The organism is Companilactobacillus heilongjiangensis (assembly GCF_000831645.3).
GTDB classification, from domain to species: Bacteria; Bacillota; Bacilli; order Lactobacillales; family Lactobacillaceae; genus Companilactobacillus; species Companilactobacillus heilongjiangensis.
Genome location: NZ_CP012559.1, coordinates 613,624 through 626,056, shown reverse-complemented (window position 1 = coordinate 626,056; position 12,433 = coordinate 613,624). Strand labels below are relative to the sequence as shown.

The following is a 12,433-nucleotide window of genomic DNA, read 5'->3' as shown; positions in this document are numbered from 1 at the left end:
AAATTCAGACCTTGAGGCTTTTCTTATGATAAAATGGGAACGTTACTTTAAGATTTAAGGAGATCACATATGTACTTCAGTCCAAGCTTTTTACAAAACACACTTTATATCGTAGCTGTAATTCTAATTGCATTTATAGCATACGTTATCAGCTACAAAATCAAACATAATATTAAAATTTGGGACAAATCATTAACACTAGCATCCATCGTCCTAGTCAACACACTATATTCAATTTTAGGCGGTTTTATCGACCTCCCCTATGAATTAAGCTCAGTTGTAACTGGCGGTCTCTCACTAGTGGCATTTGGCTATATAGTCGTAATTATATGGGAACTACATAAACAACGTAAAACTTCCAAAAAGAAAGCTTAGAGAAATTCTCTAGGCTTTTTTCTGTACTTGCCGCCTCAGGTTGGAAAAAAGCAGTCTGCTATGGGGACCGGTGCGAGCCAAGGTCTCGCACCTCGATTTTGAGCTTCGCAAAGTACGCGAATCTCAAAACTCGTCCCGTGGTGTAATGGCTAAAGCCATAACGCCACCTCCATTGCGGACTGTTTTTTCCAACCTGAGGCTATTTTTTTTCTGATGGTCCAGTTCATATAATCATTTAGTAGATTATGAATACGTATGATTACTAAACGGTTCTCAATATAATACTTAACAATTTAAGATTGAACGATAAAACTCGACATAACTCTTGTTGTAATAACACTAATGATGATTTGCATAGATTCTCAGAAGTCCTCATTAGAATAATAAATCAAATTAAAAGATAAATTAGTTGGAAGAGCTGAGAGTATTCATCCGCAGCGAAAGTGGCGTTATGGCTTTAGCCATTACACCACCGGGCGTGTTGGAGACTTACCGTTTTTTGGTAAGGCTTCAACCGAGGTTCGAGACCGCACTCTGGCTCGAGCCGTACCGCGCAGCAGATGAATACTCTCAGCTCTGGAAACGGCCTCCTTCAATACACTTTCAGTCCTAGAATAAAATGATTATTCTAAACACATTTTCAGATAAAAAAATCAGGTAACTCCATTATTTGAAGTTACCTGATCCATAAATTTTGAATTAACGATTGAAAATTCTATTTTAATTTCAACTATTTAGTTGAACCACGTTTAACAATGCTGTATGGCAACTTGATTGTGTTGTCATCAATTTGTTCTTGGTTCATCATCTTTGTCAAAAGACGCATAGCAACGGCACCAATATCATACAATGGTTCTTCGATTGAACTCATCTTTGGACGAGTTACTTCACAAAGAATCGTGTCATTACTTGTTACAAGTTCAAAGTCGTCAGGAATCTTAACGCCAGCTTTAACGGCTGAGTTCAAAATACCTGAAGCTAGAAGATCATCTGTAACATAAGCGGCTGTAGCACCACTACTGTGAATTGCATCCCAGATAGCTTCGCCGGCACGTACTGAATATTCAGCTTCAAAGACCAAGTTAGATGAGAAGTTCAAGTGAGCTTTCTTCAAAGCCTTCTTGTAACCATCTAATCTGTACTTGCCATCAATAGGATTTTCAAGACTGCCACCGACAAAGGCAACCTTCTTGTGACCATTTTGTGTCAATTGACCAACAACGCTGGCAACAGCATCAGTAAAATCAATGTTTACACTGGCACTTTCATTATTTTTATCGACTGAACCAGCCAAAACGATTGGTGTCTTTGAGTTTGCCAAGATACGCTTCAACTTTTTAGACAATTGCTTGCCCATGTAAATAAGCCCATCAACTTGCTTTGATAGCAAATTATTCAAGATTTGTTCTTCATCGCCAACTGATTCTTGCAAACTAGTTAGAATGATATTGTACTTGTACATTGAGGCAACATCGTCAATACCTTTAGCTAATGATGCATAATACAAGTTAGTGATATCGGGCAAAATTACGCCAATTGTTGTACTCTTTTTACTTGCTAAACCACGGGCAACAGCGTTGGGACGATAGTTTAAACGATCGATTACTTCCAAAACACGCTTTCTAGTTTCTTCCTTTACATTGGCGTTACCATTGACTACACGAGAAATAGTGGCCATAGAAACGTTGGCAGCTTCGGCTACGTCATAAATTGTTACTACTTTTTTCTCCATTAATATTCACTCTCTCAAACAATATTTTCATTAATTATCTCTAATTTATCAAACATCTTTACATTTTGCAAGCGGTTTCTGTATCATTGGTATATGTTTTCACGTTTTTTCAAAAAGAAAATCATTTTCAGTGATATACTACTAATAAATATTGTCGTAAAGGAGTATTTTCATGAAGAAACAATTAATCGCACTACAAGAGTATTTAGCACAAAACGGACTTGATGCTGCATATATTTCAAGCCCCGAAGATATCAACTATTTTACTGGTTTTTACAGCGACCCAGTAGAACGTATTCTTGCACTACTCGTTTTCCCAGACAAAGACCCATTTATGTTCGCACCACAGCTTGAAGTTGAAGCTGCTAAGGATGCTGGCTGGGATAAAGATGTCTTTGGTTATCTCGATCATGAAGATCCATTTGCTTTGATGGCTGGTCATATCAAAGACGTTGCTGGTTCACCTGTCAACTGGGGTATCGAAAAGGATAACATGTCTGTTCAAAAGCTTGAAGCTTTGAGACAACAATTCCCTGACGCTAAATTCCCAGTTAACCTTTCACGTTACATGGAAAATGCCAAGCTTATCAAAACTCCAGAAGAAATTGCTGAATTAAAAGCTGCTGGTGATGAAGCTGACTACGCTTTCTCAGTTGCTTTCAAGGCAATTAAAGAAGGCCGTACGGAACAAGAAGTCGTAGCCGAAATCGAATACGCTATGATGAAAAAAGGTGTCATGCACATGAGTTTTGACACTATCGTTCAAGCCGGAGCCAATGCTGCTAATCCACATGGTGGCCCTGAGAAGACACCAATCAAACGTGATGAATTAATCCTCTTTGACCTTGGAACAGTTCACAACGGCTATATCAGTGATGCATCAAGAACCGTGGCTTTCGGTCAACCAGATGCTAAGTCACTCGACATTTACAAAGTCGACCTTGAAGCTCAATACGCTGCTATGGATGCCGCTAAACCTGGTATCACCGCTGCTGAACTAGATAAAGTTGCACGTGACATTATCACTAAAGCTGGTTATGGCGAATACTTCATTCACCGTCTAGGACATGGTATGGGAGCATCAGAACACGAATTCCCTTCAATCATGGAAGGCAATGACATGGAATTGAAACCAGGCATGTGCTTCTCAATCGAACCCGGAATCTACATTCCAAACGTTGCCGGAGTTAGAATTGAAGATTGTGTTTATATCACAGAAGATGGTTGCGAACCATTTACACATACAAGTAAAGAATTGCAATATATCAACTAGGGGGCCGTCTCCAGAGATGAGAATATTTCACCTGCTATGCGGACCGGCGTGAGCCAAGGTCTCACACCCACAGCGGGTGAATATTCTCATCTCTTCCGACTAATTGGACTTTAACTAACCATTTAGTAATATTCATAATTAACTTAAACTTGCAGTTACATATTTAAAGCTAAAAGGACAAAACATTGACTAATACAGTGTTTTGCCCTTTTTTGTATAGCATTCTAAAATTTATAACAACAGATCAAACAAGAAATAAACTAGCCGGAGTGTGACAGTAAATGCAGTCTGCCATGAAGGTGGCATTAGGGATTTATCCCTTACACCACGGGACGATTTTTGAAATTCGTGGTTTCTGCGAAGTTCAAAATCGAGGTTCGAGACCTTGGCTCGGACCGGTCCCCATGGCAGAACTGCATTTACTGTCACACGGAGGCGGCCCAATAAAAAAAGACCTCAACTCTTAAACACAAGTTGAAATCCTATAAATTTACAAATTAATCTTTATTGCTTTTAAGAGAATTTTCATCATTTAGGTCATCTTCATTGAAGACAATATCTGATGTATCTTCACTCTCTTTAATTTTTGACATGTGATCCTTCAAGGCATCTGTCTTTTCGTTGAATGAATCAACCAGATCACTGTTTGTACTCAAGCCAACGCCGCCATTATTGAAATCTGCACGAATTGTCATGATATTTTCCAATAGCTTTTGACCTGATTCACTTGTTAAATACTTAGAAGCAGCATATCCTGAGGCGCAGCCTAAGAGTAGGCCCAATACAAAATGATTATTTTTCATAATTATTTATTCTTCTTTCTTGGCCAGAACTTAGCAGCCGTCTTAGCAACTGTGGCAATGTTACCTACTGTCATCAAGTTTTGGAAATTAAAGCCAGTGTTTGGCTTTTCCTCTGTTGCTTTAGCAGATTTCTTACCGAGGTTCTCAACTGTATCAAATAATGGGTTCAACTTGCTGGATTTGCTGTTAACATCATCCATCAAGGTGTTAGTCTTATCAACTAACTTAGTACTTTGATCCATAATCTGTTCAGTATTCTTAGAAAGGACTTCAACCATCTTAGTTGTTTCCTTCATAGTTTCTTGCAATTCTTGAAGCAATTTAGCAGTTTGGACTAATGTTCTGGCTAAATATACAACCAATACTACAAAAGCAACTGCCGCGATTAAGCCTGCAATTTGTCCACCAGTCATAATCTTACCCTCCTGTATTTTAATAGCACTTTCATACTAGCATTATATCAATTCATCGGCAATTAATTACCTGCCTTCTCCGGGTGACAGAAATATAGTCTGCTGTGAGGACCGGTCCGAGCCAAAGTACGGTCTCGAACCTCGATTTTGAACTTCGCAAAGTACGCGAATTTCAAAACTCGTCCTGTGGTGTAATGGCTGAAGCCATAACGCCACCTTCACTGCTGACTATATTTCTGTCCCCCTCCGACTAATTCACATTCTATTAGTATAAGCAATCTAACCAACGCATGATGTTAGTTGATAACCTATTATAAATATTTCATAGTCTAAAAACACATTAAATAAATTGTACTTGAAACCGTTACATAACGTTTATATCTTTCAAAATCCAGAAAAAATCTACCACTTAATCCAGTCTTGCCATTGCTTTTCTAGCTTCTGAATCGCATGTCCTCGGTGACTGATAGCATTCTTCTCGTCCACGCTCAACTGCGCCATCGTCTTATCTAATTCTGGTAGATAAAATAATGGATCATAACCGAAACCGTCGTCTCCTGCTGGGAACAAGCCAATCAAACCCTTGACTTCTCCTTCAACAACTAAATCTTCGTCATTGTTAGGACTAGCGAAAACTAATGTTGAAAAGAAACGGGCGGTTCTCTTTTCTTTTGGTACTCCACCTAATTCACTCAAAAGTTTGGCATTGTTGGCTGCGTCATTGTGATCTCCTGCATAACGTGCTGAATACACGCCTGGTCGACCGTACAAAGCATCAACTTGTAATCCGGAGTCATCGGCAATGGTTGGTAAATTGAAGCGTTCCATCACTGCATGTGCCTTAAGTTTGGCATTCTCTTCAAAAGTCTTACCAGTCTCTCTAATTTCAGGGAATTCTGGAAAATCCAATAAAGTCTTCAATGTGAAATCTTCATCGTTAAAGATGCTTTTGAACTCACGAGCTTTGCCGGGATTCTTAGTTGCTATGATTATTTCTTTCATCGTTGCCTCCAATATTTACTAAACTGATTTCATCAATGTCAGTCTGTAACCAACGTTTTGCAAGTTTTGAGAACTCGTCAATGCCGCCAGTTGTATAAAGTTTAATTGTTCTATTATTTTGATTTGTTAAAAGCTCATTATCTGTTAAATAAGTTTTCGCCACTTCAACCGTGCTGACTGCGGGGTCAACCAAAGTCATTTTTGGTAAGTAGTTATTGATTTGTGTCTTCAACATTGGGAAGTGTGTGCATCCCAAAATTAAAGTGTCATAATTGCTATTTTTAAATGGCGATAAAGTTTTGGCAATATCGGCTTCAGCCTCTTGACTGTTAACTTTATCAGCTTCCACAAGTGCAACGAATTTCTGTGCTGCAATCCCTAAAACCTTGGCACTCGAGTTAATCCCAGTAATTGTTTGGCTGTAACTCTTGGAATTAATCGTCGATTCAGTTCCAATAATACCGATATTACCAGTTTTAGAAACTTTAACTGCTGCTTGTGAACCCGGTTGAATTACTCCAATCATTGGAACAGTAAATTCAGTTCTCAATTCTTCCAAAGCATTGGCAGTAGCGGTATTGCATCCATAAATAATTAGTTTTACATTCTGGCTAATCAAAAACTGTACCATTTCTCGGGTATAAGCGATAATTTGTTCCTTAGTTTTTACACCGTAAGGCATACGTGCTTCATCGCCAATGAAAATGATATTCTCAGCTGGCAATTGACGGAGTACTTCTTTAACGACGGTTAATCCGCCCAATCCAGAATCTAATACTCCAATTGGTCTATGATCACTCATAATGTTTCCCCCACTCTCATTTAAGTGAAATTTTTCCGTGCTATCTTTTACAATGACTTAAAAAGCAATTACTCTAATGATATAATGAATTGTCTGAAAAAAGGAGTTATAGCAATGGCCGCAAAATCAAAAGATCTTAACAAATCAACGTTAACTGATGCTCTAAAGAAAAGTGAAAACGGTGAGAGTACAGATACGTTAACTGAAAACTACTTTGCAGTTTCAGTACTCCGTGATTTTATTCTACCCGATTTGCTTGACAAGGATGCCGTCGAATTATTGTATTGGGCCGGTAAAAACCTCAGCCGTCAATTGATTCTCGATATGGAAAGCTTACCCGACCTATTCATCAAGGCTGGTTTCGGTAAATTAGAAATTACCAAGCAAACACCGAAGAGTTATACATATAAGTTAACTGGTCCTGAAGTTAAACAACGTTTTGATACGAATAATGATGATCCAGAGTTCTCATTAGAAACTGGAATAATTGCTGAAACTGTTGAAAAAACAATCGCAGCATATTGTTTAGGAACATATACTGTAAACAGTAAAGCCAAAAGCGTGACAATTAAAATTCAAATTGATCGAAACTAAAGTATACACCAAAAACCGATCAAAGTGACTGCGTTTATTGCTTAAAATTTATAACAACAAATAAATAAGCAAGTCTCAAATCCTGATCTATCAGGGTATTGAGGCTTGCTTATTTTTTTATTTGCCGTCTCCAGAGATGAGAGTATTAACCTGCTATGCGGACCGGCGTGAGCCAAGGTCTCACACCTCGGTTTGAAGCCTTACCAAAAACCGGTAAGTCTCCAAACACGCCCGGTGGTGTAATGGCTGAAGCCATAACGCCACACCCACAGCTGGTTAATACTCTCATCTCTTCCGACTAATTTCAGCTTTTAATATCATTGATTCAATCAATAATTATGGTTATTTTGATATACACCTATAAATATAAATATCAATTTCGGTCGCTCAACTCTTTTTTGTACTCCAACAAAAAAAGATTGGATTCCCAAACATAAGGAAAATCCAATCTTTTTATACAAATCAAAAATTAATAAATTCAATCTAACTAACACATTGAAACCTTCAATACCCCAGCCGGAGGTTGTCGGGGAAATAATCAGTCTGCCATGAAGGTGGCGTTAGTGCTTTAGCACTTACACCACAGGGCGAGTTTTGAAATTCGCGAACTATGCGAAGTTCAAAATCGAGAGGCGAGACCTTGGCTCGACTCGATCCTCATGGCAGAACTGATTTTTCCCTGACAACCGTAGGCGGAATTTTTAATTAATCTGAATAACCATCCAAAATATTAGTTAGTTGAGCTTTATTATGGAAACCTGTGAGCTTTTCTACAACTTCGCCATCTTTTTTGATAACTAATGTAGGAATTGCCATGATTCCAAATTCTTTAGGTGTATCAGGGTTAGCATCAACATCCATCTTCAAAAACTTAACTGAATCATCGTTTTCTGACAATTCTTCGATAACTGGTGATTGCATACGACATGGACCACACCATGTTGCCCAGAAATCAACTAGTACAACACCATCTTTTGTTTCTTCTTTAAATTCTTTATCTGTTACTTCATCAACCATTTCATTCACTCCTTTTAACAAATTAAATATTATCATTATTAGCTAATCTTTAGAAAGCATTTGCTCTCATTAAAGGTCAACAATTGTAGCACCTGATCCACCAGAGCTTGCGGGAGCGTATCCGAATGATTTAACTCGAGGATTTCTCTGGAGATAATTGGTAACACCTTTTCTAATAACACCTGTACCAAACCCATGGACAATTGTGACTTGATTATAACCAGCTAACAAGGCCGAATCAATATATTGATCCAGTTCAGTCATTGCTTCCTCATAACGTTTACCACGTAAGTCCAATTTGCTGGAAAGTCCGGTACTCTTGGTACGACGAACCATTGTTGGTTTCTTTTCTGGTTCTTGCTCAGCGTTTTGAACTTTCTCAAGTTCGTCAGCACTAAACTTCATCTTCAAGATACCAAGTTGAACTTCATACTCATTATCCTTATTCTTACGGACAATCGTACCAATTTGATCATATGTCAACGTCTTAACAGAATCGCCGACTTTCAATGCTTGACGACGTTTGTTGCGACGTAAAACTTTATTCTTCTTGATTGCTTCATCTTGATGCAAATTCTTCAAGTTAGTCTTGGCAGAAATAATTTGGTCTTCCTTAATTGCCACACCATCTTGTTCCATCTTATGAAGCTTATCAATAATCTTCTCTGATTCCTTTTTAGCTTTGGCAACGATTTGATTAGCTCGAACCTTAGCTGCTTGAATTTCAGAGTTCTTCGACTTATCGAGGGCGTCACTCTTCTTTTCAAAATCAGTTTGGATATCTTTGTTCTTAGATAATTGAATCTTCAATTGGTCATTCTTTTGCTCAAACTCTTTACGACGGTTCTCAAGGTCAGCAATCATATTGTTGAGATCTTGACTCTCTCCATCCATCAAAGCTTGTCCACGGTCAACGACACTCTTGTCCATCCCTAATCGAGCGGCAATGTTAAACGCATTGCTTGCTCCAGGAATACCAATCAACAAACGATATGTTGGTCGTAGTGACTTGTCATCGAATTCCATACTGGCATTGATCGTTTCCGGTGTATTATAAGCAAAAATCTTTAGCTCAGGATAGTGAGTCGTTGCCATAATATCAGCTTTTGACGTTGCTAATTTTTCCAACACAGCAATCGCAATTGCAGCACCTTCTTGTGGATCAGTTCCGGCACCAAGTTCATCAATTAAGACCAAACTGTGTTCGGAAACTTTATGAATGATATTAATAATATTATCCATATGTGATGAGAATGTACTCAAGTTTTGTTCGATTGATTGTTCATCACCGATATCGACGAATACTTCATCGAAAACAGCAATTTCACTGGCTTCACGAGCGGGAATAAAGAGACCTGCTTGTGCCATCAATTGAATTAAACCAAGAGTTTTCATCGTGATAGTTTTACCACCAGTATTGGGTCCAGTGATTAACATCGTTCTGTAACCATCGCCTAGCCTAATATCATTGGCTACAACCTTGTCTGGGTCGATTAGCGGGTGTTTTGCCTGTTCCAAGTCAACTACATGATTATCGGAAATAATTGGCTCAGTGGCCTTTATTTCCTTAGCATACTTAGCTTTAGCGTTAATCAAATCAAATTGTGCTAAAACTTCGTTGTTTTTCACGATTTCATCAATTTCTGGACGAACCATATCTGACAAATTATTCAAAATCCGAATCTCTTCAGATTTTTCAGACAACTTAGCTTCATGCAATTGATTATTCATCCCGACAACAGCTTGTGGCTCGATGTAGAAAGTCTGTCCACTGGCACTTTGGTCATGAACAACTCCACCAAATTTTGCTTTATATTCAGCTTTAACAGGAATAACAAAACGATCATCACGCAATGTTACTAGTGCTTCAGTCAAATACTTAGTGTTCTTGCCACGCGTAAATTGAGCCATAGTTTGACGAATTTCATCATTCAACTTATTGATATGACTACGGATATACTTCAAATCATCCGAAGCAGTATCCAAAACGCGACCAGTATCATCCAGTGAACGGGCAATACGACGTGTCAATTCAGGGTTATTGATCAAGTCATCATTCAAGTCATAAAGTTGACGTAATTCGACTTGGTTATCTTTTAAATCTTCAAAAAACTCTTTTAATTCACTAGTGTTTTGGAGGACTTGACCAATAGCAGCCAATTCCGTTCCATTTAAATTCCCGTCTTTTTTCAAACGGTTAGCTTGGTCATGTAGATCAGCTAATTTTCTAACTGGGATTTCACCCTTAATACGGACAATATCAGCACCATCTTTAGTTTGGTCAATCAATCTTTGAACAATTGATTCAACCGACATTGGCATTAATTTTTTTAGGAGTGTCTTCCCACGAGTTGTGATTAGATACTTAGCGATTTCAGCTTTGATCTTGTCAAACTCTAATACTTTCAAAGCTTTATTATTCATAATGTCTCCTATACAAAATAAGACTGAAACATAAAGTCTCAGCCTTAAAGTTTAAATAGCTCCAATCCAGAGATGACTCAAAACACCAGTTAATACCGGTGTACTTCGAATCATGGCTGAAGCTACGAATGAATGTTCCAAAGCATGTTGAATACCAGGTACCGGAATCATGGCTAACATTAACATCACCATAAAAATAGTGACATAAGTAACGACGAATCCAATAATCCCTCCACTTAAAAGATTTACATCATTGTACATTGGAAAATACGTTAGACGTTTGAAATACAAACCAACGAATCTCACAATGATCCAACCAATGAAGCAAATAAGTATAAAAGCAAAGGCACGGTAAAATGCATTGTCTAGTTCCATACCAACTTTTGTTGAGAAAAAGGCAAATTCACTGCCTAAATTGGCAGATGGATAAGGCACAATCATTTCAAACTTTGGTCCTAGGCCTCGAAAAGACACTAGTGCCAAACAAAAGAATAGCGCATATCCAACTGCATAAAATGCTTCCATGGCTAGTCCACGGCGAGCACCAATATAAAAACCATAAATCAAAAGTAAAATAAGTAACAGACTAAGCATTATTTCCCCTTACTTCAATCATGCTAAAAAAGCGAATTTATAAATCATTTTTCATTGCCGTCTCCAGAGCTGAGAAGTATTTCGCCTGCTGTGGGACCGGCTCGAGCCAAAGTACGGTCTCGACCCTCGATTTTGAGCCGAAATTCACGTCTCAAAATACGTCCTGTGGTGTAATGTTAAAGTCCTAACGCCACTTCCACTGCTGGTGAATACTTCTCAACTCTTCCGACTAGTTTATTTATACAAACTAATAAATATTTCCAATCCTTTATATATAAATAAAAGGAACATTCCTACGGAAATATTTATAACGATACCCTCAGATAACACCATAAACAATCAAACGATTGGCTTGCGCCAATCGTTACTTGTTTAGTGCTTATTCTTCGTAATTATCATCGTCGTCACTTGTGAATGTGTTCAAAACTTCTTGAACCATATCCCATTCTTCTGGGTCATCGATTGGTTCTAGATCACCGGCATCGACATCTCCATTTTCATCTGGTTCGAATGAGTATGCTTGAATAGCAATTTCTTCTGCATCCTTATCAGCTTTTGGATATAGGAATACGTATGATTTACCATAATCTTCTGAATCAAAAGTAAAGAGAATCAAATAAGTTTCTTCGTTACCTTGTTCATCACTTAAAATAACTTCGTCTAAATCCTTTGGTGGTTGTTCTTCACTCATAATTATCACCTTAATTTCGTGTTAGTTTACCTTTAGCATCAAGATAATTCTGTAGAATCATCTCTGCGGCAATCTTATCGATAACTTTCTTACGTTTTTTACGAGACACATCGGCCTCATCAATCAACATTCTTTCGGCCTGAACAGTTGTTAACCGTTCGTCAATAAAATCGATTGGCAAATGAAACTTATCTTCGACCATTTTGCCATACTCACGAGACTTTTCTACTCTGGGTCCTTCAGTGTTATTCATATTCTTTGGTAATCCAAGGACCACACCAGTAGGTTGCTTTTCTTGAATAATTTCGCCTAATCGATCTAAGCCAAATTGCTCTTTATCCTCATTGATACGAATAATTTCAACTCCCTGCGCTGTCCAGCCTAATAAATCGCTGCAAGCAACACCGACAGTTCGTGAACCAACATCTAAACCTAATAATCTCATCTATTTACCTTGATTGAGATAACTCTTAACTAATTCTTCGATTATCTCGTCTCTTTCATGTTTCAAAATCAAATTACGGGCATCGTTGTGTCGTGGAATATATGCTGGGTCACCAGAAAGTAGATAGCCGACAATTTGGTTAATTGGGTTATATCCTTTTTCTTCTAGTGATTGGTAAACACTTTGCAATGTTTCTTTGACATCTTTGCCTTTGTTTTCATTAAAATCGAAACTCATAGTTTTATCAAGTGAACTCATGGCAAACCTC

The 12,433-nt window shown here is 38.1% G+C and carries 12 protein-coding genes and 1 pseudogene; 3 read left to right on the top strand and 10 right to left on the bottom strand.

Annotated elements, in window-relative coordinates; translation table 11 throughout:
- The first annotated feature begins 69 nt into the window (after positions 1–69).
- On the top strand, positions 70–375 hold the full coding sequence (locus tag JP39_RS02770; RefSeq protein ID WP_041500034.1) for a hypothetical protein: 306 nt from the start codon (positions 70–72) through the stop codon (positions 373–375).
- Positions 376–1,105: 730 nt separating this feature from the next.
- Here the strand turns inward: JP39_RS02770 and ccpA are convergent.
- Positions 1,106–2,107, bottom strand: a complete 1,002-nt coding sequence (gene ccpA / locus JP39_RS02765; protein WP_041500036.1) for a catabolite control protein A — start codon at positions 2,105–2,107, stop codon at positions 1,106–1,108.
- 172 nt (positions 2,108–2,279) lie between these two features.
- On the opposite strand from ccpA, the gene JP39_RS02760 reads away from it, so the two are divergent.
- Positions 2,280–3,380 carry a M24 family metallopeptidase gene (locus tag JP39_RS02760; protein WP_041500037.1) on the top strand — a complete coding sequence of 367 codons (1,101 nt, stop codon included), beginning with the start codon at positions 2,280–2,282 and terminating at the stop codon, positions 3,378–3,380.
- 497 nt (positions 3,381–3,877) lie between these two features.
- Here JP39_RS02760 and JP39_RS02750 read toward each other — a convergent pair whose 3' ends face one another.
- The 3 genes and pseudogenes from JP39_RS02750 to JP39_RS12865 form a co-directional block, all read right to left on the bottom strand.
- On the bottom strand, positions 3,878–4,183 hold the full coding sequence (locus JP39_RS02750; RefSeq protein ID WP_041500040.1) for a hypothetical protein: 306 nt from the start codon (positions 4,181–4,183) through the stop codon (positions 3,878–3,880).
- 2 nt (positions 4,184–4,185) lie between these two features.
- On the bottom strand, positions 4,186–4,596 hold the full coding sequence (locus tag JP39_RS02745) for a DUF948 domain-containing protein (RefSeq protein ID WP_041500042.1): 411 nt from the start codon (positions 4,594–4,596) through the stop codon (positions 4,186–4,188).
- 402 nt (positions 4,597–4,998) lie between these two features.
- Positions 4,999–6,400 (bottom strand): annotated as a pseudogene (locus JP39_RS12865) (XTP/dITP diphosphatase).
- Positions 6,401–6,514: 114 nt separating this feature from the next.
- Between JP39_RS12865 and JP39_RS02730 the strand changes: the two are divergent.
- Positions 6,515–6,994 carry a DUF2507 domain-containing protein gene (locus tag JP39_RS02730; protein WP_041500046.1) on the top strand — a complete coding sequence of 160 codons (480 nt, stop codon included), beginning with the start codon at positions 6,515–6,517 and terminating at the stop codon, positions 6,992–6,994.
- A 705-nt stretch (positions 6,995–7,699) separates the two neighbouring features.
- On the opposite strand, the gene trxA is transcribed toward JP39_RS02730, so the two are convergent.
- The 6 genes from trxA to JP39_RS02700 all read right to left on the bottom strand — a co-directional run bounded on the left by trxA (position 7,700) and on the right by JP39_RS02700 (position 12,423).
- Positions 7,700–8,011, bottom strand: a complete 312-nt coding sequence (gene trxA, locus JP39_RS02725; RefSeq protein WP_041500047.1) for a thioredoxin — start codon at positions 8,009–8,011, stop codon at positions 7,700–7,702.
- A gap of 69 nt (positions 8,012–8,080) precedes the next feature.
- On the bottom strand, positions 8,081–10,435 hold the full coding sequence (locus tag JP39_RS02720; RefSeq protein WP_041500049.1) for an endonuclease MutS2: 2,355 nt from the start codon (positions 10,433–10,435) through the stop codon (positions 8,081–8,083).
- Positions 10,436–10,486: 51 nt separating this feature from the next.
- The gene (locus tag JP39_RS02715) at positions 10,487–11,029 is read right to left on the bottom strand and encodes a CvpA family protein (protein ID WP_041500050.1); all 543 of its coding nucleotides are present in this window, start codon (positions 11,027–11,029) and stop codon (positions 10,487–10,489) included.
- A gap of 379 nt (positions 11,030–11,408) precedes the next feature.
- On the bottom strand, positions 11,409–11,720 hold the full coding sequence (locus JP39_RS02710) for a DUF1292 domain-containing protein (RefSeq protein WP_041500051.1): 312 nt from the start codon (positions 11,718–11,720) through the stop codon (positions 11,409–11,411).
- Between the two features lie 10 nt (positions 11,721–11,730).
- The gene (ruvX, locus tag JP39_RS02705) at positions 11,731–12,165 is read right to left on the bottom strand and encodes a Holliday junction resolvase RuvX (protein ID WP_041500053.1); all 435 of its coding nucleotides are present in this window, start codon (positions 12,163–12,165) and stop codon (positions 11,731–11,733) included.
- Positions 12,166–12,423, bottom strand: a complete 258-nt coding sequence (locus tag JP39_RS02700; protein WP_010018752.1) for an IreB family regulatory phosphoprotein — start codon at positions 12,421–12,423, stop codon at positions 12,166–12,168. It lies immediately after the preceding gene.
- Between the last annotated feature and the right edge of the window lie 10 nt (positions 12,424–12,433).